Below are 22,556 nucleotides of genomic sequence, written 5' to 3'. Positions count from 1 at the left end.
GCCCGGATCGGTTGAACGCCGATCCGGGCTTTCCTGTTTTTCTTTCTCAACCATCCTTCAGGAGCAGCGTCATGAGACACGGTGATATTTCGAGCAGCAGCGATTGCGTGGGCGTCGCGGTCGTCAACTACAAGATGCCCCGCCTGCACACCAGGGCCGAGGTGCTGGACAACGCCCGCAAGATCGGCGAGATGCTGGTCGGCATGAAGAAGGGCCTGCCGGGCATGGACCTGGTGATCTTCCCGGAGTACTCGACGCACGGGATCATGTACGACGAGAAGGAGATGTACGACACGGCCGCCACCGTGCCGGGCGAGGAGACCGCGATCTTCGCCGACGCCTGCCGCCGCGCCAACGTGTGGGGCGTGTTCTCGCTGACCGGCGAGCGCCACGAGGAGCATCCGGACAAGGCGCCCTACAACACGCTGATCCTCATGAACAACCAGGGCGAGATCGTCCAGAAGTACCGCAAGATCATGCCGTGGGTGCCCATCGAGGGCTGGTATCCGGGCGACCGCACCTACGTGAGCGAGGGCCCCAAGGGCATGAAGATCAGCCTGATCATCTGCGACGACGGCAACTACCCCGAGATCTGGCGCGACTGCACGATGCGCGGCGCCGAGCTCGTCGTGCGGTGCCAGGGCTACATGTACCCGTCCAAGGAGCAGCAGATCCTGGTGTCGAAGGCCATGGCCTTCATGAACAACACCTACGTGGCGGTGGCCAACGCGGCGGGCTTCGACGGTGTGTACTCGTACTTCGGCCACTCGGCGCTGATCGGCTTCGACGGCCGCACGCTGGGCGAGTGCGGCGAGGAGGAGATGGGCATCAACTACGCCGAACTGTCGATGAGCCTGATCCGCGACGCGCGCAGGAACGGTCAGTCGCAGAACCATCTGTTCAAGCTGCTGCACCGCGGCTATACCGGCACCATCAACTCGGGCGACGGCGACAAGGGGCTGGCGGCCTGCCCCTACGACTTCTACGCGAAGTGGATCAACGACCCCGAAGGAACGCGCGAGATGGTGGAAGCGCTCACGCGCAGCACGGCGGGCACGCCGGAGTGCCCCATCGAGGGTATTCCGAACGGGCCGGCGCAAGGCCGATGAACATGGCTCAGGCCTGACTGAAGGTCTTCAGCACCTCGAGCACGCTCAGCGTCGCACCGTCGAGCAGCGCATGCTGGCGGTGCGCGATGCCCACGCAGCGCGTGAGCTTCGGGCTCACCGGCAGGATCTGCATGCGGTCGTTGCCGGACACCGTGTCGGTCGACTGCTGCAGCGGCAGCAGCGAGGCACCGTAGCCGGCGGCCACGAGGCTGCGCATGGCGGCGTCGTAGTTGAGCTCGATGCGCGCGCGCGGCGCGAAGCCGGCGGCGGCGAACCACTCCATCGTGAGGCGGTACATGTGCGTGGTCGCTTCGTTGAAGATCAGCGGCTGTGCCGCCAGCCAGGCCGGCGTGACGCGCCTCGGCGCCTTCCAGCGGCGCGGCACGAAAGCCATCATGGGCTGCTTGCACCATGGCGTAACGACGATGCCGCGCAGCGGCGGCTGCGGAATGGCGACCAGGCCGATGTCGAGCGTGCCCGCCGCCAGCCGCTCCATGGCCTCGTAGGAGCCGCGGATGCTCACCTCGACGTCGATGCCCGAATGCTCCGCGCCCAGTGCCTCCAGCACCTGTGGCAGCAGGTCGACCAGCACGCCGGTCGAGGTGCCCAGCCGCACGCGGCCCACGCGCCCTTCGGCCTGGCGCTTGACGGTCTCGATCGCGTCGTCGGTGTCGCGCAGCAGCTTGCGCCCGCGCTCCACCAGCGCGGCGCCCGCCGCCGTCGGCGTGATGCGCCGGTTGCCGCGCACCACCAGCGGTGCGCCGAGGCGCGATTCGAGTTCGCTGATGTGCAGGCTCACCGTGGGCTGCGCGAGGTGCAGCGCCCTGGCCGCCGCCGAGAACGTGCCAAGGTCGACGATAGCGATGAGGGTGCGCAGCTGGTCGAGGTTGAGTTGTCGCATCGGTTCACATCAGGAAAAGTGATGGCAAGTGTCAGGAATCTCAACTTCCACAATAGCATGCGTCGCCTGAAGATGAGCGCTCCCAACCAAGGAGCCCATCGTGACCGCGCCAAAGCCATCGTCCTTCCATCAACGCCTGATCCATGCCCTGCGCGGCTGGCACCGCCGCGTGATGGATCGCCGCCGCATGCGCGCCGATGCGTCGCAGCTTTCGCACATGAGCGATCACGAGCTGCGCGACCTGGGCATCGGGCGCAGCGAAGTGCCGCAGCTGCTGGACCGCGACCGTTACTGACACCGCCGGATTTGAGGTTCAAATCGGGGCCGTGCCCAAGCCAGTCCTTCCCGCTCTCCTTTACATCGAACTCACTTCGCCGCAGTCGGTCAATGGCCGACGCGCGGCCTTTCAGTCGCTCTGGCTGCTGGTGCGCATGCGGCATGCCCACGATGCCGGCGCCGGCATCGTGCGGCTGGCGGACCTGCGCGGCGAGGTGTCCGACGCAAGCACGCTGCGCATGGTCGTGAGCCGCGCGTTCCGCGACTTCAAGGCCTGGCATATCGAGGTCGGCTGGGGCGAGGACACGCAGCGCGAGCCCCGCTTCCTCAATGCAGAACGGCGCAGCCAGGGCCCGTTCTGGCTGCCGGCCGCCGAGGCGAAGCGCGTGCGCGTGCTGGTCGAAGGCCGCGCGGCCACGACGGCCGAGGTGGCGTCGTTCCTCGGGCTGCGTTCGCGCGGAACACAGGCCGCCGCCGGCTCGCCGCCGCCTGATGCCGTGCACCTGCAGGACGCGGCTTTCTGGAAGCAGCTGGTCGCGTCGCAGCAGGCGGCGCGGCAGGGCCGGCTGATGGCGCCCGTGGCGGGCGAGAACACGGGCGGGAGCGCCCTCGAATCGATCCGCCTCGCCGGCACGCTGGCCGCCACCGACTTCCAGCGCGCCCTGGTCACGCTCAACGAGGCCATGCTGTGGCGCCGCCTCGGCGACAACGAGCAGGCGCGGCGCCGGCTGCAGGCGCTCAAGAAGCAGCGGCTCGCGCACCACGTGGCGGGCAACGACTACCTCGGCGCGATGGAGTGCATCGTCTCGGCGTGGTGTGCCTACACCGCGCGCGACCTGCCGCTGGCGCAGTCGCTGCTGGGCGGTATGGCCGAAGACGCGGCTCGCGCGCTGGTGCTGCGGCACCACCCCGACGTGCGCTTCGAGTGGTGCAACCTCTGGGCGCTGGTGTGCCGCTCGCGCGCGCTGGCGCTGTCGGCCGACGACATGCCCGCAGCCGCCGCGCTCGCCGAGGAATCGCTGCGCCGTTTCGGCGAGGCGTTGGCGGCCGCCTTCGAGTCGCACTCCTTCGACGCGGCACAGCACGTGGCCGCCAACATGGGCATGGCCGCATGGCTGTTCGACCGCGTGGGACTGTCCGACCTGCCCGCGCTCGCCCACGACGGCAAAGCCGACACCACCCGCCGCGCCGTGCAGTGGATCGCCTTCAGCGAATGGCTCTGCAGCCACGCCGACGGGCAGGGCCGCTCGGCGTGGAACGCGATCTACCTGATGCGCATCGCGCGCGGCCACTGCAGGCCGGAGACCCGGCCCACGCTCGCGCAGTTCCGCGCGCAGAAGCCGCTGGACCCGGCCGCGGTCTCGGTGCTGGCCGGTCCGCTGGCCGACGCTTTCGACGCCGCGAATTGGCCGGCGCACTGGGTGCAGGTGGCGCAGGCGCGGCTGGCCGATCACCGGGCCGGGCAGCGCCGCTACCCGGGCCTGCAGCACTGCAGCCTGCTGTTCGAGCACGCCTGGTACGCGGCGCACGCGGGCGACCTGAAAGCGGCGGAGCAGTCGCTGGCCTCGCTGCGCGAAGCGCTGCCGCAGCTGGTGCCGAGCGACCGCGCCTACTTCACCGAATCGTGGAACGACGCGCTGCCGGCAGAACTGGTGCTGGAGGCGAAGCCGCCACGTCGGCCGGCGGCGCGGAAGAAGGCCGCGTCGCGCGCAAGCTAGACTGGTTTTCAGCAGCATGCCCGAGAACTCCAACGACCCCATCGACCTGGCCGCCCACCGCGAACGCCGCGCGCGGCAGCAGAAGCTGCGCGCAGCAGCGCAGGCATCGCACGGCGCCGACGCATCGGCGAAGCCGGGGCCGGACGAAGTGCCCTGCATCCGTTGCAAGGAGCCCATCTTCGGCTACGCGCTGCGCTGTCCCCATTGCGGCGTGCATTTCAGCGGCCGCGCCGAAGACTTCGCGCCGAACGAAGGTCTGCCGCGACGCGCGAAGGCGATCGTCGCGCTGGTCGCCGTGGCGCTTCTGCTCGCGGGCCTGAGCGACGACATCGCGGCCCTGTGGTGGCGGATGAAATAAGTCCTGCCGCGCTCAGCGCGCGGCGGACGGCTTGGCAGTCGACTTGCGCACCACCAGCTCCGGCCGCAGCACCACGGTCGACGCCGACATCGAACGGCCGTCGATCTCGTCGAACAGCATCTCGGCCGCGCGCCAGCCCAGCTCGCGGTGCGGCAGGCGGATGGTGGTGAGCGGCGGGTCGACCATGTCGACCAGCGGCATGTCGTTGTGGCCGGTGATGGAAATGTCCTTGGGTACGCGCAGGCCGGCTTCGCGCAGCGCGTCGTAGGCGCCCAGTGCCACGAGGTCGTTGCAGCACACCACGGCCTGCGGGGCGGCGCCGGCTTCGAGCATCTGCTTCATCGCCACCGCGCCGGCTTCGCGGCTGTAGCTCGCGCACTCGACCACGCGGAAGGGCTTCATGCGGTGGTCCCTCAAGGCCTGCTCCACGCCCAGCCGACGGCCCACGCCAGTGGGAATGTTCTGCGGGCCCGCGAGGTGCGCGATGCGCTTGTGGCCCAGACCCACGAGGTGATCGACCGCGAGCTTCATCGCCAGCCGGTCATCGCTGACCACCGCGGGCAGGCGGCCGGTCTCGTCGGCCCGGTTGACCAGCACCGCGGTCATGCCGGCCTGGGTGACGAACTCGATCAGCGGGTCGTCGCGCGTGGCGGTGGCCATGACCACCCCGTCCACCCGCTGCGCCAGCATGCGCTCCAGCACGGGCCTTGCGAGCGCGGGATCCACGACGTTGGTGACGAACACGAAGTACCCGCGCGCCGCGGCGCTGGCCTCGATGCCCTGCAGGATGGGCGGGAACACCGCGTTGGTGATGTCCGGCACCAGCACGCCGATGGTGTGGGTGCGGCCCGTTCGCAGCGCCGAGGCCGCGCGGTTGGGCCGGTAGCCCAGGCGCTGCGCCGCCTCCTCGACCACGCGCAGCACCTCGTCGCTGATCAGCGAGCGCTTCTCGGGGCTGAGCGCGCGGGAGACGGTCGACACGTGCACGCCGGCGGCGCGGGCGACGTCGCGGATGGTCACGGGCGTGGAAGTTGGGCTGGTACTCATGGATTGATGCAAACGGTTGTCGTGCCGGTCAGGGGTGCACGGGGCGTTCTGGTATTCCCGACCTGCTGAACGGGGGCATTTTACTTTTCAGCGATCTGGACTAATATCGTGCAAACGATTGCACTAATCCACCATGAACATCGCCACCTCCCCCGAATCGGTGCTGGGCTTCACGCTCGATGCCATGAAACGCACGCCCGACCCGCGGTTGCGCACCGTGATGGAAGCCGTCACGCGCCACCTGCATGCCCTGGTGCAGGAAGTGAAGCTGACGGAAGAAGAGTTCGAGCAGGCACTCGAATTCATCGTCGCCATCGGCCATGCCACGGGCGAGACCAAGAACGAGGTGGTGCTGGCGGCGGACATCCTAGGTGTATCGACCGTGGTCGCGCTGCAGAACAACCAGGACCCGCATGGCGAATCGCCGGCCGCGCTGCTCGGGCCGTTCTGGCGCGCGAACTCGCCGGACTGCGCACTGGGCGAGAGCATCGCGCGCTCGGGCACGCCGGGCATTCCGCTCGAAGTGACGGGCACGGTGCGCGACGGCAGGGGCCAGCCGGTGGCCGGCGCCACGGTCGACGTGTGGCAGGCCTCGCCCATCGGCCTCTACGAAAACCAGGACCCGTCGCAGGAGAACATGAACCTGCGCGGGCGCTTTTCCACCGACGCCGAGGGCCGCTTCCATTTCCGCAGCGTGCGTCCCGCCGGCTACCCGGTGCCGACCGACGGCCCCTGCGGCGTGCTGCTGCGCGCGCAGGTGCGCCACCCGAACCGGCCCGCGCACCTGCACTTCATGGTGAGCAAGCCGGGCCACAAGGTGCTGATCACGCAGGTCTTCGCCGACGACGACGAGAACCTGGAAAGCGACCCGACCTTCGGCGTGACGCGCCGCCTCATCGGCCGCTTCGCACTGGCCCCCGACGGCAAGAGCGCGTCACTCCACCACGACTTCGAACTCGAACCGGGCGAGATGAAGTTCCCCCGCCCTCCTATACCTTGACCACCCCCAGGCTGCGCGCACTTCGTGTCGCTTCGCCAACCCCCTTCGAGGGGGCAACACCTGCGGCCCGGCAAAGCCGGTTCCGCGGTGTTCCGCGAAAAGACTCCGTACCGACTCATCCACTCCTTTCACATCCATGAGCTTCGACCCAGTCTCCAGACTCGACGGCAAGGTCGCCGTCATCACCGGCGGCCTTGGCGCCATCGGCTATGCCACGGCCACGCGCCTGGCCGCGCTCGGCGCCACCTGCGTGCTGCTGCACCGCAAGGGCGACGATGCGGCGGCGCGCGTGGCCGCCCTGCCCTCGGTCAGCGGCCAGCGCCATGCCGCGATCCGCGCCGACATCGTCGACACGCCCAGCCTCGTGGCCGCGGCGGCCGAGGTGAAGGCCACGCTCGGGCGCTGCGACATCCTCGTCAACAGCGCGGGCCACACGCAACCGGTGCCGGCCGCCGACCTCGACGCGCTGACCGACGAGCTCATCGACGACATCGTGCGCGCCAACTTTCGCGGTGTGTTCGCCACCATCCGTGCCTTTGCGCCGATGCTGAAGGCCAGCGGCGACGGGCTGGTGGCCAACATCTCTTCCATCGCGGGTTTCACGGGCGTGGGCAGCAACCTCGCCTACGTGGCCGCCAAGGCCGGGCTCGACGTGGTGGGCGACGCGCTGGCCAAGGCACTCGCGCCGTCGGTGCGCGTGGTGTCGGTGTCGCCGGGCGCGGTCGAATCGGGTTTCGTGCCCGGGCGCGGCGCGGAATTCGCGAACAAGATGGCCAGCACCACACCACTGGGCCGCATCGGCTTGCCCGACGACGTGGCTGCCACGGTCGAAGCGCTGGCCACCACGCTGCGCTTCGTGACCGGCACGCGCATCGTGGTCGACGGAGGGCGCCACCTGTGAGCACCGCCAAGACACTCATCACCTGCGCGGTCACGGGCAACCTCGTGAAGCCGGAGCAGACGCCGCACCTGCCGATCACGCCGGTGCAGATCGCCGACGAGTGCCTCGCCGCGGCCGAGGCCGGCGCGGCGCAGGTGCACATCCACGTGCGCCATCCCGAAACCGGCAAGCCCTCGATGGAGGTCGAGCTGTACCGCGAGGTGGTCGAGCGCATCCGCCGCGAGAACCGCGAGCTGATCGTCAACCTCACGACCGGGCCGGGCGGGCGCTTCATTCCGAGCGAGGACGATCCGAAGATCGCCGCACCGGGCACCACGCTGCTGCCGCCCGAGAAGCGCGTGGAACACATTGCGCTCATCAGGCCCGACGTGTGCTCGCTCGACCTCAACACCATGAACTCGGGGCCCGACGTGGTCATCAACACGCCGAAGAACGTGCGGCGCATGGCGAAGGTGATGCGCGAGGCCGGCGTGAAGCCCGAGCTGGAGATCTTCGACTCCGGCGACATCAACCTCGCGCTCGACCTGATCGCCGACGGCACGCTCGACGGCCCGGCCATGTGGACCTTCGTGCTCGGCGTGAAGTACGGCTTCGCGCCCACGCCCGAGACGCTGCTCTATGCGCGCAACATGCTGCCGCGCGGCGCCTTCTGGAGCGCCTTCGGCATCGGGCGCATGGAGTTCCCGATCGTCGCGCAGGCATGGCTGCTGGGCGGCCATGTGCGCGTGGGCATGGAGGACAACATCTACCTGGAGAAGGGCGTGCTCGCCGAGAGCAACGCCCAGCTCGTGGCGAAGGCACGCGACATCCTCGTGAGCCTGGGCGGTGAAGTTGCGAATCCGCGTGAGGCACGCGCGATGCTGGGGTTGCCGGATGCGAGGGGCTAGCGTGGACTCCCGCATCTCTCCTTGTTGTGCGCGGCGTCGTTCGGGGCGCGATCACGCCGACGGGGTACCTTGCTCCGCGAATGTCCCCCGGCCTTCGGCCTCCTCCTTTATTTCGCTGCGCAAGGCACCCCGCCAGCGTGATCGATGGACGCGGTCGTTGATCGGCTCGTATAAGCGCAGCGCCCACCGTGCACAGGGCACCGGGTGCTCCCCGCAGCGAAATAAAGGAGGAGGCGAAGCCGGGGGACATTCGCGGAGGGGAGTACCCGGTGGCCTGTGCACGCGCCCCGAACACAAGCAATCCCAAACACAGCAAGCAGGAAGCCAAAAATGAACGTCGCGGCCATGCACACGACCCACACCTCCCGCGCATTGCGCGTGAACGAGAAAGCCGCCAACCTCGACGCGCTGCGACTACACGCCTCGCCACAGGCAGAACCCGCCCCGCCGTCCGGCCATGCCGTGGTACGCATCGCCGCCGCCGCAGTGAACCCGAGCGACGTAAAAGCAACGCTGGGCCTCATGCCGCAGGCCGTGTGGCCCCGCACTCCGGGGCGCGACTTCGCAGGCACAGTCGTGAGCGGACCATCCGAATGGATCGGCCGCGAGGTCTACGGCTCCGGTGGTGACATCGGCATCACACGCGACGGCTCGCATGCGCGCTACCTCGTGCTGCCCGAGCAGGCGCTGCGCGCCAAGCCCCAAGGCATCTCGATGGACGAAGCCGGCGCGGTGGGCGTGCCCTTCGTCACCGCTTACGAAGGCTTTCGCCGCAGCGGCATGCCGCAGGCGGGCCAGACAGTGCTGGTGCTCGGCGCCAACGGCAAAGTCGGGCAGGCTGCGGTGCAGCTGGCCTCGCAGGCCGGCGCACGCGTGATCGCGGTACAGCGGCATGCCGGTCCCTTCGAGGGCTTTGCCAGCGGACCGGTGGACGTGATCGATGCGCGCCACCACGCCGACGTGGGCGCTCAGGTGCGCGAACTCACCGACGGGCGCGGTGCGCACATCGTCTACAACACCGTCGGCAGCGCCTACTTCGAGGCCGCCAACAAGGCGATGGCCAAGGGTGCGACGCAGATCTTCATCGCCACGCACGAGCGCGCGGTGCCCTTCGACATCTTCGCGTTCTACCGGGGCATGCACACCTATGTGGGCATCGACTCGCTGGCGATGGACTGCATCGCCAGCACCGCGCAGCTCGACGCCATGCGCGAAGGCTTCGAGCGCGGCACGCTGAAGCCCTTTCCCGTCGCACGCAGCTTCACGCTCGACGAAGCGATCGACGCCTACCGGCTGGTGCTCTCGGGCAGCACCGACCGCGTCGTGCTGCGACCCTGAACCCTGGAGCACCCGACCATGCACGTGACCCGTTTCAACGAAGCGCCGCACTACGAGGCGCCCAACCATTTCGACATGCGCTGCCTGCGGCTGCAAGGCAAAGAGGCCGGGCCGTCCACGCAGATGTGGATGGGCGTGAGCCAGATCCTTCCAGGCGGCCACACCGGTCTCGACGGCTCGCCGATGGAAAAGCTGTATCTCGTGCTCGAAGGCCAGCTGCACGTGGTCGGCGAGATCGACGGCGCACACCAGGAAGACGTGCTCGAGCCCTACGACAGCTGCCGCTTCGCGCCCGGTGAAAAGCGCCAGCTGGAGAACCGGAGCAACCGGCCGGTGCTGGTCGCGCTGGTGATGCCGAACGCGCCACCGGCGTAGCGGCCTCCCCTCTTTCGGTCATTCATCGCTCATCGAACAATTCAACGGAGACAAGACGCATGAAGAAGACATCCTCATGGAGCCGCAGGCAGACACTGGCGGCGGCAGCAGCCTTGGCCGCCTGCGCGCTGACCGGCGCCCACGCACAGGGCCCGTGGCCGGGCACGCAGCCGATCAAGCTGGTCGTGCCCTTCACCGCAGGCAGCGGCACCGACATCGTCGCGCGCCTTGTGGCCGAGAAGCTCGGGCCCGCACTGGGCACCAGCGTGATCGTCGACAACAAGCCCGGTGCCGGAGGCACGCTGGGCGCGGCCATTGCGGCCAAGTCGCCGGCCGATGGCTACACGCTGCTGGTGCATTCGGCCGGCCACCTCGTGAACCCGTGGATCTACAAGGGCCTGTCGTACGACACGATCAAGGACTTCACCGGCATCACGCCGATGGCCAGCCTGCCCAACGTGCTGGTCACCGCGCCCTCGCATTTCGCGAACGTGCAGGACCTCGTCGCGAAGGCCAAGGCCAAGCCCGGCGGCTTCAACTACGGCTCGGCGGGCAACGGCTCGGCCACGCACATGAACGCCGAGGTGTTCCGCCTCGCGGCCGGCATCGACGCGCAGCACGTGCCGTTCCGTGGCACGCCCGAGGCCATGACCGAGGTGATGGCCGGGCGCGTCGACTGGTTCTTCGCGCCGATGGTGTCCGCCCTGCCGCTCATCAAGACCGGCAGGCTGCAGGCGCTGGCCGTGGGCACAGGCAAGCGCTCGTCGGCGCTGCCCGATGCGCCGACCACCGCAGAGGCCGGCGTGCCGGGCTCGGAGTACCTGTTCTGGGTCGGCCTGTTCGCGCCCGCGAAGACGCCGCAGCCGGTGGTCGACCGGCTGCAGGCCGAGGTCGCGAAGATCATGGTGTCGCCCGAGCTGAAGGAACGGCTGGAGAAGCTCGGTGCCGAGCCGTTCACCATGCCTTCGGCGCAGTTCAACAAGTTCCTCGTGGACGAGACCGGCAAGGCCCAGCAGGTGGTCAAGGCCGCGAGCATCAAGGTCGACTGACATGACCCGCACGCTCTTCACGGCGGCAGCCCTCGTCGCCGGCTTTCTCATGCCCGGCGCCGCGCAGGCGCAGCCGGCCGACCTCGTCGTCATCAACGCGAAGATCGCCACGCTCGATGCCGCCGGCACCACCGCGCAAGCACTCGCCGTGCGCGACGGCCGCATCGTGGCCGTCGGCAATGCCGCGCAGATGCGCGCACTCTCGGGCTCCGCGACACGCGCCGTCGATGCGGGCGGACGCACCGTCATTCCCGGTCTCATCGACTCGCACATGCACGCGGTGCGCGCGGCGTTGAGCTATTCGACCGAAGTCAACTGGATCGGCGCAGGCACCATCGCCGAAGCCATGGCGCGCATCCGCACCGCCGCTGCCAATGCCCGCCCCGGCGGCTGGCTGATCGTTGCAGGCGGCTGGACCGAGCAGCAGTTCGCCGAGCGCCGGCGTCCGACGATGGCCGAGCTGCAGGAGGCCGCGCCGGACCACCCGGTGTACGTGCAGCTCTTCTACGAAGCGGTGGTGATGACGCCCAAGGCGCTCGAGGCACTCGGCGTTCCCGCCGGCACCCTGCCTGCGGGCATGAAGCCCTCGCCCGACGGTGCGCCGGGCTGGATGACCGGCGACATCGTCGGCATCTCGGCCCTGTTCGACAAGCTGCCCAAGCCGACCTACGACGACAACGTAGCGGGCACGCGCGCCTTCTTCACCGAGCTGAACCGGCTCGGCATCACCGGCCTGGTGGACCCGGGCGGCTTCAGCATTGCGCCCTCGCAGTACGCGGCGCTGTTCGAGCTGTGGCGCGAGAAAGCGCTGACGCTGCGCGTGGCCTACAGCGTGTTCGCGCAGAAGCCCGGCGCCGAGCTGCAGGAGTTTCGCGACCTCACGCAGATGCTGCCGATGGGCTTCGGCGACGACATGCTGAAGTTCAACGGCCTGGGCGAGCGCGTGACGCTCGCGATGTACAACAACAACTTCCCCGACGAAGCGGTGAAGGCGAAGTTCTACGAGCTCATCAGGTGGGCGGCCACGAAGAAGCTCGCGGTCACCATCCATTGGCAGGAGAACGGCTCGGCCGATCATCTGCTCGGGCTGTACGAAAAGCTGAACGCCGAGGTGCCGATCAATGGCCTGCGCTGGTCCATCGCGCACCTGGACGATGCTTCGCCCGAGACGCTCGCGCGCATGAAGGCGCTGGGCATCGGCTGGACCATGCAGGACGCGATGTACTTCCAGGGCGACCGCGTGCTCGCCGTGCGCGGCGACGCGGCAAGGCGCATGCCGCCCATCGGCACGGCCCTGCGCACCGGCGTGAACGTGGGCGCTGGCACCGATGCGCATCGCGTGGCCTCGTACAACCCCTTCGTCGCGCTGCAGTGGATGCTCGACGGCAAGACGGTGAGCGGCAAGATGATGCGCGGGCCCGACGAGACACCCACTCGCGAGCAGGCGCTGCGGCTCTACACGGCGGGCAGCGCGTGGTTCAGCTTCGACGAGGGCAGGCGCGGCACGCTGGAGGTCGGCAAGCTCGCGGACTTCGCTGTGCTCGACCAGGACTTCTTCACCGTGCCGCTGGAGCGCATCGGCAAGACGGTGTCGCTGATGACGGTGGTAGGCGGGCGTGTGGTCTACGCCGCGCGGCCTTTCGAGGCGGCGGGCACTTCGGCGGCCACGGCGCCATAAGACAAGACGGGCCCCAACGCGTGCCGCACGCGCTCGCGCAGCACCGGCAGCACCTCGCTCTCGAACCACGGGTGGTGCTTGAACCAGCCCGTGTTGCGCGGCGACGGATGCGGCAGCGGAATGAAGCGCGGTGCGTAGTCGGCAAAGGCCTCGACCGTCTCGGTCACGTTGGCGCGCGCAGTCTTGCCCAGGAAGTGGCGCTGCGCGTACTGGCCGATGAGCAATGTCAGCTCGATGCGCGGCATCTGCGCGAGCAGCCTGTCTTGCCACAGCGGCGCGCATTCCTTGCGCGGCGGCAGGTCGCCGCTGTTGCCGCGGCCGGGGTAGCAGTAGCCCATCGGCATGAGCGCGATGCGTGCCGCGTCGTAGAAAGTGGCGCGGTCGACGCCGAGCCAGCGGCGCAGTTGCTCACCGCTCTTGTCGTCCCACGGCACGCCGGTCTTGTGAACGGTGAGGCTGGGCGCCTGCCCGACGATCAGCAGCCGAGCGCCGGCACTGGCCTGCACAACGGGACGCGGCCCCAACGGCAGGTGTTCGGCGCAGACGCGGCAGCTGCGGATCTCGGCGAGCAGCGCGTCCACGGGCCTCAGCCGGCGAACGGACGGAAGAAGGCGTTGAGTTCGCTTCCCGCCGCAGCATCCGCGAAACCGTCGAAGCGGCCCTCGTCCGCGAGCGTGCGCGCGGCGCGCATGAAGCCGCCCCAGGCCGCGCGCGCCATGCCGCCGCCCACGCTGACGCGGCGCACGCCCAGTTCGGCGATGTCCACCATGCGCAGTTCGCTGGCCCCGCCGACCAGCAGGTTGACCGGCTTGGGCGCCACGGCAGCGACCACCGCCGCGATCTGCTCGCGGGTCTTGATGCCGGGCGCGTAGAGGCAGTCGGCGCCCGCGTTCGCGTAGGCCTTGAGCCGCGCGACGGCGTCGTCGAGGTCGGGCCGGCCGACAAAGAAGTTCTCGGCGCGGCCCACCAGCAGCACGTCGGCGCCCGAGGCGTCGATGGCCTGGCGCGCGGCGCGCATGCGCTCGACCGCCCCGTCGATGGCAAAGAGCGGATCGGCCGCGTTGCCGGTCGAGTCCTCGATCGACAGGCCCGCCACGCCGGTCTCGATGGCCAGGCGCACGCTCTCGGCCACGCCTTGCGCGTCGACGGCAAACCCGTTCTCGAAGTCGGCGTTCACGGGCAAGTCGGTGGCATCCACCAGCTCACGCAGATGAGCAAGGATCGATTCGCGCGACATCGCACCGTCGGCATGGCCCTGCGACCACGCGAAACCGGAACTGGTGGTGGCCAGTGCCTTGAAGCCCAGGCCTTCGAGGTAGCGCGCGCTGCCCGTGTCCCAGGGGTTCGGAATGACGAAGCAGCCTCGTTCGTGAAGGGCGCGGAAGTCGGCGCGTTTCTGGGCGATGGTGCGGGTCATGGGAGCCTGGCTTTCTTTGGGTATGCGCGACGGCGAGCTCCGCATTCTGACGCGGCCCTGTCCGCACGTCACGACGTTGCACAGTCCGGCATTTCGGTGTCTGATCGCGCCCCATGTCCTACGTCATTGCACTTTTCATCCACCTGCTGTGCGCCGCCTTCTGGGTCGGCGGCATGGCCACCATGCACTTCGCGGTGCGCCCGTCGGCGGTCGCCACGCTGGAGCCGCCGCTGCGGCTGCGCATGATGGCCGCGACGCTGCGGCGCTTCTTCGTCGGCGTGGATGCGGCCGTCACGCTGCTGTTCGTGACCGGCGTGACGATGATCCTCGCGGCCGGCGGCTTCCGCGCCGTGCACTGGCGCATCGAGGCGATGATGAGCATCGCGATCGTGATGGCCGCGATCTATGTCTACATCCGCGCGTCGGTGTTCAGGGCGCTGCGGCGCGCGGTGGACGAAAGCGCATGGCCAGCGGCGGCCGCGCGGCTGAACACCGTGCGCCAGCTGGTGATGGTGAACCTGGCGCTGGGGGTCGTGGTGTTCGGGGTAGCGACCATGGGACGGGCGGGGTAGGCAGCGCCCGCCACGCTCCCCTGCCTCACGAAGCCTGGGCGAAACGGTAGTCCAGGTGCGTCACCAGCGCCGAGCCGTCGGCGCGCACGGGCACCAGCTTCATCTCGCCGGGTGCGAGGCCGTCGAGCAGTCGCTTTCCCGCGCCCAGCAGGTTCGGCGCGACGTGGATCGTGCATTCGTCGAGCAAGCCTGCCCTGATGGCCTGGCGGACGGTGTCGATGCCGCCGGAGATGCGCACGTCCTTGCCGCCGGCCGCGGCCTTGGCTTGCGCCAGCGCGTTCGCGAGGCCGTCGGTCACGAAATGGAAGGTGGTGCCGCCCTGGCGCACCCAGGGTTCGCGCGGCGAATGCGTGAGCACGTACACGGGCCCGCGGAACGGCGGGTTCTCGGGCCAGCCGACCTCGCCTTCGTCGAACATGCGCCGGCCCATGACGTAGGCACCGGTGCGTGCGAACACATGCTGGACCCGCGCGTCGTCGGGTGTGCCCTGCTCGCCACCTCCGCCGGGAATGCCGAGGATTTCGCGGAAGGTGGCGGTCTGGAAGATCCAGCCGTGCATGGCGCGGCCGCCGTCGCCCATCGGATTGCCGGGGCTGGCGTTCGGGCCGGCCATGTACCCGTCGAGCGAGATGCCCACGTCGAAGAAGACCTTGCTGCTCATACGTCGCTTTCCGGCGGCGAGGCCGGCCTGGGTTGCAGAGAAGGCGGAGTCTATGCGCGAGCCCGCCCGCTGCAAACAGGGGGCGGGCTCGCGCATATCGGCGAAAAGGCTCAGGCCAGATTCAGCTCGACATCGATGTTGCCGCGTGTGAGCTTGGAGTACGGGCAGGTCTGGTGCGCGGTGTCGACCACGGCGCGCGCGGTCTCGCGGTCCAGGCCCGGCAGGCTCACGTTCAGGCGCGCCTGCAGCACGTACTGGCCCTCCTGCAGCACCAGGTCGACCTCGGCATCCACCGCCAGGTCGGCCGGCAGCTTGACCTTCAGGCCGCCCGCGGCCTTGCCCATGGCACCGATGAAGCAGGCCGACCAGCCGGCCGCGAACAGCTGCTCGGGGTTGGTGCCCGTGCCGTTGCCGCCGGGGGGCGACAGCTGGATGTCGAGGTTGCCGTCGCTGCTGCGCGATGCGCCCTGGCGGCCGCCGGTGGTGTGGGTCTTGCCGGTGTAGAGAACTTGCTTGTCGGTCATGGTGCTTTTTTGGATGAGAGGGGATCGTGGTGGCTCAGAGGGCCAGGCGGTCGATGCCGTGGGCCGTGGCAACGGCCTGGGCGCGCACCGCGGCGCGGTCCAGCGTGCTGATGAAGCGCTCGTCGGGGCCGGCGCCTGCACCGTCTGCGTAGATGTTGCCGGCGCGGGCCGCGGCGATGGCGCCGGCGCGAGCCTGGGCACGGTCGCTCAGGCCGGCCATGACGGCGGGCACGCCTGCGGTGGCGCCGTCGGCGTACGGGTCGGCACCGTGGGCGGCGACCACACCCGCGGCTTGCACGGCGGTGCGGCTGGCGGACGACTGGAATTGCAGGACGCCCTGGTAGTCCTCTGCGCTGGCGCCGATGGCGAAAGCGGAAAGAGCGGCGGCGGCGATCAGGAGCTTGGTGGTTTTCACGGCAATGTCTTTCAAAGATGAAGGGTGAAGGAGTCGGTTGAACACCATCGCCTCCTCGGTGCATGTGTCGTCGGTGGCGATGTATGAATTACATCGGCGGGCTGTATCCACGATGTGTCGGGCCACCGGCAGATTTGCATGCGCGTGTGTACGCTGCGCCGGCCAGACACAGTGGCGTACAAACCGAAAGAGAAAACCGAAGAGCGGGCGCTCAGGAGCAGCCTGGCGGCCGGGCTGCAGCTAGGCGGCCGGGCCCTTGAGCTCGACGGTGTTGCCGTCGGGGTCGCTCAGGTAGATCGACGGGCCGTAGCCCTCGGCGCCGAAGTTGTTCTGCACATCGCCGTGAAGGGCCACGCCGTGGCGCGCCATCAGCGCGCGGATGTCCGCTTCGTCGAAGGGCTCGACGCGCAGGCAGAGGTGGTCGACGTTGCGGCCCTCGGCGCCGGGCAACGCACCGCCCTGGCGGCCCAGCGGGCCGTCGGGTGTGACGAGATCGATGAGGCTGGCGCCGGCACGCAGGTGCACCAGGCCCAGGTCGTCGCGGCGCTTCTCGACGTTGCATCCGAGCACGTCGACATAGAACGCGACGGCGCGTTCCATGTCCTTCACGCGCAGCACGATGTGGTCGATGCGCAGCACCGAGAACGGTGGCGGGCGCATCGGGTTCGTCATGCCGGCCTCTTCTTCAGACGACGCCGGCTGAGCGCAGGGCGTCGAAGCGGGCAGCGTCGATGCCCATTTCCGTCAGCACTTCCTGCGTGTGCTGCCCCAACGCCGGCGGCGCATGGCGCAGCACCGGCGGCGTGGCCGACAGGCGCAGCGGGCTTGCCACGCCGGAGATGCTGGCGATGCCGTCGCCCGCATTGCGCGGCAGCGTGACCGCGAGGCCGCGCGCCTGGACTTGCGCGTCGTCGAAGGCCTGCGCGATGTCATTGATCGGGCCGCAGGGCACGGCCTTGTCCTCGAGCAGCGCGACCCACGCGGCCGTGGTGCGGGTGCGCGTGAGTTCTTCCATCATGGGGATCAGCACCAGGCGGTGCTTCACGCGCAGCGTGTTGGTCGCGAAGCGTGCGTCGCTCGCCCATTCCGCGTGGCCGGCCGCTTCGCAGAAGCGCGCGAACTGCCCGTTGTTGCCGATGGCCAGCAACATCGAACCATCCTGCGTCGGAAAGTCTTGATAAGGCGCGAGGCTCGGGTGCGTGTTGCCCTGGCGCCCGGGCGCCTTGCCGGTGTTGAGGAAGGCGCTGGCCTGGTTCGCGAGGATGGCCATGCCCACGTCGAGCAGTGCCATGTCGATGTGCTGGCCTTCGCCGGTGCGGTCGCGCACCTGCAGCGCCGCGAGGATGGCCGTGCTGGCGTAGACGCCGGTGAACAGGTCGGTCAGCGCCACGCCCACGCGCAGCGGGCCGCCGCCGGGCACGTCGTCGGGACGGCCGGTGATGCTCATCATGCCGGTCATGGCCTGGATCATCAGGTCGTAGCCCGCGCGCTCGGCGTACGGGCCATCGTGGCCGAAGCCGGTCACGCTGCAGTAGATGAGGCGCGGGTTGGCCGCGCGCAGGCTCTCGTGGTCGAGGCCGTATTGCTTCAGGCCGCCGGTCTTGAAGTTCTCCACCACGATGTCGGCCTGCGCCGCCATCTGCTTGAGCAGCGCCTGCCCGTCGGGCGTGGCCATGTCGATGGTGACCGAGCGCTTGTTGCGGTTGCAGGACGTGAAGTAGCTGGCCTGGTCGGTATCGTTGCCGTCCGCGTCCTTGATGAAGGGCGGGCCCCAGGTGCGCGTGTCGTCGCCGACGCCGGGGCGTTCGATCTTGACGACGTCGGCGCCCAGGTCCGCGAGGATCTGCGTGCACCACGGGCCCGCGAGCACGCGGGACAGATCGAGGACCTTGATGCCGTCGAGTGCCGCAGCAGGTTTGTTCATCGTCATCTACGTCAGTGTTGTCTTGCAGTTCGAGGGATGCCGCGGAACCGGCTTTGCCGGGCCGCTGGCATCGCCCCCTGAAAGGGGGTTGGCGTCTACACGAAGTGAGTAAGACTGGGGGTTAGTTCGAAAACGCTGCGATGCCGGTGATGGCGCGGCCAAGGATGAGCGCGTGGATGTCGTGCGTGCCTTCGTAGGTGTTGACCACTTCCAGGTTCACCAGGTGGCGTGCCACGCCGAACTCGTCGCTGATGCCGTTGCCGCCCATCATGTCGCGCGCCATGCGGGCGATGTCGAGCGACTTGCCGCAGTTGTTGCGCTTCATGATCGAGGTGATTTCGACGGCAGCAATGCCTTCGTCCTTCATGCGGCCCAGGCGCAGGCTGCCTTGCAGGCCCAGCGTGATCTCGGTCTGCATGTCGGCCAGCTTCTTCTGGATGAGCTGGTTGGCGGCCAGCGGGCGGCCGAACTGCTTGCGGTCCAGCGTGTACTGGCGGGCGCGGTGCCAGCAGTCTTCGGCGGCACCGAGCGCGCCCCACGAGATGCCGTAGCGGGCGCTGTTCAGGCAGGTGAACGGGCCCTTGAGGCCCTGCACTTCGGGGAAGGCGTTTTCTTCAGGGCAGAACACGCCATCCATGACGATTTCGCCAGTGATGCTGGCGCGCAGGCCGACCTTGCCGTGGATCGCGGGGGCGCTCAGGCCCTTCATGCCCTTCTCGAGCACGAAGCCGCGGATCGGGCCCACGGTGCCGCTTTCGCTGACTTCCTTGGCCCACACCACGAACACGTCGGCGATGGGCGAGTTGCTGATCCACATCTTCGAGCCGCTGAGCGAATAGCCGCCCGGCACCTTCTTGGCGCGCGTGGCCATGCTGCCGGGGTCGGAGCCGTGGTCGGGTTCGGTCAGGCCGAAGCAGCCGATCCATTCGCCGGTGGCGAGCTTGGGCAGGTACTTCTGCTTCTGGCCTTCGGTGCCGAATTCGAAGATGGGCACCATCACCAGCGAGCTCTGCACGCTGGCCATCGAGCGGTAGCCGGAGTCGACGCGTTCGACTTCGCGGGCGATCAGGCCATAGGCCACGTAGTTGAGGCCGGGGCCGCCGTATTGCTCGGGGATCGTGGGGCCGAGCAGGCCGAGTGCGCCCATTTCGCGAAAGATGGCGGGGTCGGTCTCGCCGGTGCGGAAGCCCTCGATGACGCGGGGCGCGAGGCGCTCCTGGCAGTAGGCATTGGCCGCGTCGCGGATCATGCGTTCTTCGTCGGTCAGTTGCTGGTCGAGAAGAAGGGGGTCGTCCCAGTGGAATTGCGCTTTGGCGGCCATGTGGCTGTCTCCGGAAATTAGGGGAAAGGTGAAAAGAGGGGGAATGGGGCCGATGCTAGCCATGCGGGGGGCATGACGCAAACGATGATTCCGCACCCAGATATGCGTTCGTAGAATGTCTTGCAAGATGTTCGATCGGCCTCTCCATTGGTGAGGCCGAGGTTTCATACATACACCCGAGGCATACATGCGCCGCAAGATCCCACCCCTGCAAACCCTCGTGTGCTTCGACGCCGCCGCGCGCCACGAGAGCTACACCCGCGCTGCGCAGGAACTGGCGCTCACCCAAAGCGCCGTGTCGCGCCAGATCGGCACGCTCGAAGCCTTCCTCGGCGTGGCGCTGTTCCGCCGCACGCGGCACGGCGTGGCGCTCACGGCCAGCGGCGCGGCCTACGCGCGGCAGATCACCAAGCGGCTGGAAGCGATGGAGCGCGACACGCTCGACGCAATGGCCCACCAGGGCGAAGGCGGCTCGCTCTCGCTGGCGGCCGTGCCCACGTTTGCGACGCGCTGGCTGATGCCGCGCCTGAAGGGCTTTGCGGCACTGCAGCCCGACGTGGTGGTGCACATCGAGACGCGCACCCGCCCCTTCCTGTTCGCCGATGCGGAGTTCGACGCGGCGCTGTATGCCGGCACGCCCGCACAGGTCGAGAACTGGGCCGGCACGCACGCGCTGCTGCTGATGCATGAAGACGTGGTGCCGGTGTGCAGCCCTTCCCTGCTGCCGCGCGGCAAGGCCGTGGCGCCGGCAGCCATCGCGAAGATGCCGCTGCTGCAGCAGAGCACCCGGCCCGACGGCTGGCGCCAGTGGTTCGATGCGCAACAGATCGACGCGCCCAATGCGCGCGGCGGCCCGCGCTACGAGCTGTTCTCGATATTGGCCGCGGCCGCGTCGCACGGGCTCGGCGTGGCGCTGATGCCGACGATGCTGGTGGCCGACGAACTGGCGCGCGGCGAACTGGTGGTGGCCTGCGCGCGGCCGCTGTCGGGCGAGCGCAACTACTACCTCGTGACGCCGGAGCGCGCCGACCAACGGCCGCTGCTGAAGTTCTTCAGCGACTGGCTGCTGGCGCAGGCACGGCAGGAGCCCGGGCGCGAGACGGCTTGAAGGGGCCGGCGACCTTCTCGAGCCACGGATCGCAGACGGCCCGCAGTTCAGGGTCCATGTCGAACTTGGGATCGCGCGCATCGAACAGGACCGACTTTTTCGCCTGCGCCCGCACCAGTGCGAAAGCGCTCTTCCCGGAACGGCTGTTGTCGAACATCAGCGTCATGTTCGCGATCTGTGCCGCATGGCCGACCGCTGCCTGCGTGCGGGGAAAGCGCTCGACCAGCTTCCCGCGGTCCACGTCGTGGCCGCCCTGCTGCTTGCGGGTGCTCACGCGGAAGATGGACATGTCCACCGAGACCAGGCCGACGAAAAGCAGCACGACGAAATACCCCGCCTCCTGCATCGCGCGGATGTCGTCCGCCTTCGACGCATGGCCGCCGCCGGGCAGCGGCTTCCAGTGGGAGAACACCGTCTCGAACGCAAACGGCATGCGCTGGTCCATCACCAGGCTCTTGAAGGCGCGCACGCCTTCCTGCGACAGGACCTGCCATTTCTCGTCGTCGTCGCGCAGGCGCTGGGCCCAGGCGGGGATGTGCCCGGTGGCGGGGTCGGCATCCGGCAGGATGGACATCATCATCCGGTCGGCGTTGATCAGCGGCATCTGCAGCGATGCCGCCAGGCGCGAATACCAGAGCGTGGATTTTCCGGAGCCGTTGTGGCCCGCCAGGACGAAGGCCACCGGACGCGGGCCGCGCGTCTGCTCGAGGAGCTTCCCGAGCTTCGGTGGGCGGCGGCTCACGCCTTGCTCGCGCGGAACCTGCCGTCGACCAGGCGGCCAATGACCTTGGTGCCGTCGGCTGCTTCGCGAATGACCTGGGTCGGGTCCTGCGGGTAGGCGGAGTAGGCGAATATCCGGGCCGCGTTGGGTCCGCGGAAGACGACCGACCTGTCGATGCCGGGCTTGTCGAGTGCGCGGGCCGCCTTCTTCAACAGTTCCGTCGTGTTGTCCTCGGGGCGGACCACGGCGCGCGGAGCCTTGCCGACCTTGACCAGCGCCATGCCGCGCCCCAGGGTCGCAACCGATCGGCCCTGGACCATTTGCCCTGCCGAGCCTTCGCGTGCGATGGTTTTTGCTCTTGCCATGGCCGGATGATCGCTCAAAACGGAAGCCGCCTGCCACCTGCTGCGCCAAAGCCCGCACCGCCGCATACCCGCGTCCGGAAACGGCGAGCCTCGCAGGCCCGCAGGCGAGACACTGCGCGCATGACAGCCCCAGCCTCCCAGGTCGACGCCCTCGACTGGCCCCGCATCGAAGACGACCTTGCCACCCGCGGCTGCGCCACCACCGGCGCCGCGCTCTTCACTCCGAAGGAATGCGCCGCCCTCGTGGCCATGTACGACCAGCCCCGCCACTTCCGCAGCCGCGTCGTCATGCAGCGCCACGGCTTCGGCCAGGGCGAGTACCAGTACTTCGCCAACCCGCTGCCGCCAAAGCTCGCGGCATGGCGCGGCGCGCTGTACGAACGCCTCGCGCCGCTGGCCAATGCATGGGCCGCGGCAATGGGCCTTCCGGCCGACTACCCGCCGGACCACGCGGCCTACCTCGCGCGCTGCCACGCGGCGGGCCAGCTGCGCCCCACCCCGCTGCTGCTGCGCTACGACGAGGGCGACTACAACTGCCTGCACCAGGACCTGTACGGCGACCTGCAGTTCCCGTTGCAGCTCACCGTGCTGCTGAACCGGCCCGGCGAAGACTTCACCGGCGGCGAGTTCGTGCTGACCGAACAGCGCCCGCGCATGCAGTCGCGCGCCGAGGTGGTGTCACTCGCGCAGGGCGAGGCGGTGATCTTCGCGGTCAATCAGCGGCCGGTGGCGGGCACGCGCGGCAGCTACCGCGTGACGATGCGCCACGGCGTGAGCCGCGTGCGCTCGGGGCGGCGGCATACGCTGGGCATCATCTTTCACGACGCCCGCTGACGAGCCGCTGCCGCGGCCGGTCCCGGCAGGCCCGGGCCGCCGCGCCCGAAGGGCGAA

26 protein-coding genes are annotated in these 22,556 nt (G+C 69.0%); 14 read left to right on the top strand and 12 right to left on the bottom strand.

Annotated elements, in window-relative coordinates; all coding sequences use genetic code 11:
* Positions 1-71 precede the first annotated feature (71 nt).
* Positions 72-1,109 carry an aliphatic amidase gene (locus ACCC97_RS23280; protein ID WP_007837909.1) on the top strand — a complete coding sequence of 346 codons (1,038 nt, stop codon included), beginning with the start codon at positions 72-74 and terminating at the stop codon, positions 1,107-1,109.
* Positions 1,110-1,116: 7 nt separating this feature from the next.
* On the opposite strand, the gene ACCC97_RS23275 is transcribed toward ACCC97_RS23280, so the two are convergent.
* Complete coding sequence (locus ACCC97_RS23275) at positions 1,117-2,010, bottom strand: LysR family transcriptional regulator (RefSeq protein ID WP_413335285.1); 894 nt, start codon at positions 2,008-2,010, stop codon at positions 1,117-1,119.
* A gap of 100 nt (positions 2,011-2,110) precedes the next feature.
* Between ACCC97_RS23275 and ACCC97_RS23270 the strand changes: the two genes are divergently transcribed.
* From ACCC97_RS23270 to ACCC97_RS23260, 3 genes are read left to right on the top strand one after another with little or no spacing between them, the layout of a single operon-like run.
* Complete coding sequence (locus tag ACCC97_RS23270; RefSeq protein WP_007837912.1) at positions 2,111-2,305, top strand: DUF1127 domain-containing protein; 195 nt, start codon at positions 2,111-2,113, stop codon at positions 2,303-2,305.
* A gap of 31 nt (positions 2,306-2,336) precedes the next feature.
* The gene (locus ACCC97_RS23265) at positions 2,337-4,004 is read left to right on the top strand and encodes a hypothetical protein (RefSeq protein ID WP_413335283.1); all 1,668 of its coding nucleotides are present in this window, start codon (positions 2,337-2,339) and stop codon (positions 4,002-4,004) included.
* A gap of 16 nt (positions 4,005-4,020) precedes the next feature.
* Positions 4,021-4,362 (top strand): hypothetical protein, encoded by a 342-nt coding sequence (locus ACCC97_RS23260; protein WP_413335281.1) that lies wholly within the window; start codon positions 4,021-4,023, stop codon positions 4,360-4,362.
* Between the two features lie 12 nt (positions 4,363-4,374).
* On the opposite strand, the gene ACCC97_RS23255 is transcribed toward ACCC97_RS23260, so the two are convergent.
* Positions 4,375-5,409 carry a LacI family DNA-binding transcriptional regulator gene (locus tag ACCC97_RS23255; RefSeq protein WP_007837931.1) on the bottom strand — a complete coding sequence of 345 codons (1,035 nt, stop codon included), beginning with the start codon at positions 5,407-5,409 and terminating at the stop codon, positions 4,375-4,377.
* Between the two features lie 133 nt (positions 5,410-5,542).
* Between ACCC97_RS23255 and ACCC97_RS23250 the strand changes: the two genes are divergently transcribed.
* From ACCC97_RS23250 to ACCC97_RS23220, 7 genes are all read left to right on the top strand, one after another.
* Positions 5,543-6,409 (top strand): dioxygenase, encoded by an 867-nt coding sequence (locus tag ACCC97_RS23250; protein ID WP_007837932.1) that lies wholly within the window; start codon positions 5,543-5,545, stop codon positions 6,407-6,409.
* 136 nt (positions 6,410-6,545) lie between these two features.
* Positions 6,546-7,310, top strand: a complete 765-nt coding sequence (locus ACCC97_RS23245; RefSeq protein WP_007838703.1) for an SDR family NAD(P)-dependent oxidoreductase — start codon at positions 6,546-6,548, stop codon at positions 7,308-7,310.
* Positions 7,307-8,197, top strand: a complete 891-nt coding sequence (locus ACCC97_RS23240) for a 3-keto-5-aminohexanoate cleavage protein (RefSeq protein ID WP_007838705.1) — start codon at positions 7,307-7,309, stop codon at positions 8,195-8,197. Before ACCC97_RS23245 ends, ACCC97_RS23240 begins: the two co-directional genes overlap by 4 nt.
* A gap of 330 nt (positions 8,198-8,527) precedes the next feature.
* Positions 8,528-9,535 carry a quinone oxidoreductase family protein gene (locus ACCC97_RS23235; protein WP_007832570.1) on the top strand — a complete coding sequence of 336 codons (1,008 nt, stop codon included), beginning with the start codon at positions 8,528-8,530 and terminating at the stop codon, positions 9,533-9,535.
* A gap of 18 nt (positions 9,536-9,553) precedes the next feature.
* Positions 9,554-9,910: a cupin domain-containing protein gene (locus tag ACCC97_RS23230; protein ID WP_007832571.1), complete on the top strand. Its 357-nt coding sequence runs from the start codon at positions 9,554-9,556 to the stop codon at positions 9,908-9,910.
* Positions 9,911-9,969: 59 nt separating this feature from the next.
* Positions 9,970-10,959 (top strand): tripartite tricarboxylate transporter substrate binding protein, encoded by a 990-nt coding sequence (locus tag ACCC97_RS23225; RefSeq protein ID WP_413335278.1) that lies wholly within the window; start codon positions 9,970-9,972, stop codon positions 10,957-10,959.
* A 1-nt stretch (position 10,960) separates the two neighbouring features.
* The gene (locus ACCC97_RS23220; RefSeq protein ID WP_413335276.1) at positions 10,961-12,637 is read left to right on the top strand and encodes an amidohydrolase; all 1,677 of its coding nucleotides are present in this window, start codon (positions 10,961-10,963) and stop codon (positions 12,635-12,637) included.
* Here ACCC97_RS23220 and ACCC97_RS23215 read toward each other — a convergent pair.
* Both ACCC97_RS23215 and ACCC97_RS23210 read right to left on the bottom strand, forming a co-directional pair.
* Positions 12,583-13,218: a uracil-DNA glycosylase family protein gene (locus ACCC97_RS23215; RefSeq protein WP_007832582.1), complete on the bottom strand. Its 636-nt coding sequence runs from the start codon at positions 13,216-13,218 to the stop codon at positions 12,583-12,585. The two genes, ACCC97_RS23220 and ACCC97_RS23215, sit on opposite strands and share 55 nt — an antisense overlap.
* Before the next feature lie 5 nt (positions 13,219-13,223).
* Positions 13,224-14,054: an isocitrate lyase/PEP mutase family protein gene (locus ACCC97_RS23210; protein WP_413335273.1), complete on the bottom strand. Its 831-nt coding sequence runs from the start codon at positions 14,052-14,054 to the stop codon at positions 13,224-13,226.
* Positions 14,055-14,167: 113 nt separating this feature from the next.
* Between ACCC97_RS23210 and ACCC97_RS23205 the strand changes: the two genes are divergently transcribed.
* Positions 14,168-14,626 (top strand): CopD family protein, encoded by a 459-nt coding sequence (locus ACCC97_RS23205; protein WP_413335272.1) that lies wholly within the window; start codon positions 14,168-14,170, stop codon positions 14,624-14,626.
* 25 nt (positions 14,627-14,651) lie between these two features.
* Here ACCC97_RS23205 and ACCC97_RS23200 read toward each other — a convergent pair whose 3' ends face one another.
* The 6 genes from ACCC97_RS23200 to ACCC97_RS23175 all read right to left on the bottom strand — a co-directional run bounded on the left by ACCC97_RS23200 (position 14,652) and on the right by ACCC97_RS23175 (position 19,471).
* A complete protein-coding gene (locus ACCC97_RS23200) occupies positions 14,652-15,287 on the bottom strand; it encodes a dihydrofolate reductase family protein (RefSeq protein WP_413335271.1) in 636 nt (211 codons plus the stop codon).
* 110 nt (positions 15,288-15,397) lie between these two features.
* On the bottom strand, positions 15,398-15,811 hold the full coding sequence (locus tag ACCC97_RS23195; RefSeq protein ID WP_413335269.1) for an organic hydroperoxide resistance protein: 414 nt from the start codon (positions 15,809-15,811) through the stop codon (positions 15,398-15,400).
* Between the two features lie 34 nt (positions 15,812-15,845).
* Complete coding sequence (locus ACCC97_RS23190; RefSeq protein WP_413335267.1) at positions 15,846-16,226, bottom strand: helicase SNF2; 381 nt, start codon at positions 16,224-16,226, stop codon at positions 15,846-15,848.
* A gap of 240 nt (positions 16,227-16,466) precedes the next feature.
* A complete protein-coding gene (locus tag ACCC97_RS23185; protein ID WP_413335265.1) occupies positions 16,467-16,898 on the bottom strand; it encodes a VOC family protein in 432 nt (143 codons plus the stop codon).
* A gap of 13 nt (positions 16,899-16,911) precedes the next feature.
* Complete coding sequence (locus ACCC97_RS23180) at positions 16,912-18,156, bottom strand: CaiB/BaiF CoA transferase family protein (protein ID WP_413335263.1); 1,245 nt, start codon at positions 18,154-18,156, stop codon at positions 16,912-16,914.
* A gap of 115 nt (positions 18,157-18,271) precedes the next feature.
* Positions 18,272-19,471: an acyl-CoA dehydrogenase gene (locus tag ACCC97_RS23175; protein ID WP_007832596.1), complete on the bottom strand. Its 1,200-nt coding sequence runs from the start codon at positions 19,469-19,471 to the stop codon at positions 18,272-18,274.
* Positions 19,472-19,658: 187 nt separating this feature from the next.
* Between ACCC97_RS23175 and ACCC97_RS23170 the strand changes: the two genes are divergently transcribed.
* Positions 19,659-20,579 carry a LysR substrate-binding domain-containing protein gene (locus tag ACCC97_RS23170; RefSeq protein WP_007832597.1) on the top strand — a complete coding sequence of 307 codons (921 nt, stop codon included), beginning with the start codon at positions 19,659-19,661 and terminating at the stop codon, positions 20,577-20,579.
* On the opposite strand, the gene ACCC97_RS23165 is transcribed toward ACCC97_RS23170, so the two are convergent.
* A complete protein-coding gene (locus ACCC97_RS23165) occupies positions 20,524-21,321 on the bottom strand; it encodes a zeta toxin family protein (RefSeq protein WP_007832599.1) in 798 nt (265 codons plus the stop codon). The two genes, ACCC97_RS23170 and ACCC97_RS23165, sit on opposite strands and share 56 nt — an antisense overlap.
* Positions 21,318-21,665 carry a hypothetical protein gene (locus ACCC97_RS23160; RefSeq protein ID WP_237726085.1) on the bottom strand — a complete coding sequence of 116 codons (348 nt, stop codon included), beginning with the start codon at positions 21,663-21,665 and terminating at the stop codon, positions 21,318-21,320. Before ACCC97_RS23160 ends, ACCC97_RS23165 begins: the two co-directional genes overlap by 4 nt.
* Positions 21,666-21,785: 120 nt before the next feature.
* Between ACCC97_RS23160 and ACCC97_RS23155 the strand changes: the two genes are divergently transcribed.
* Positions 21,786-22,499, top strand: coding sequence for a 2OG-Fe(II) oxygenase (locus ACCC97_RS23155; RefSeq protein ID WP_413335261.1), 714 nt, complete (start codon positions 21,786-21,788; stop codon positions 22,497-22,499).
* Positions 22,500-22,556: the final 57 nt, after the last annotated feature.

The organism is Variovorax sp. Varisp85 (assembly GCF_047304045.1).
Taxonomy (GTDB): Bacteria; Pseudomonadota; Gammaproteobacteria; order Burkholderiales; family Burkholderiaceae_C; genus Variovorax.
The sequence above is the reverse complement of the archived record's forward strand: the minus strand, read 5'-3'. Positions and strand labels throughout refer to the sequence as shown.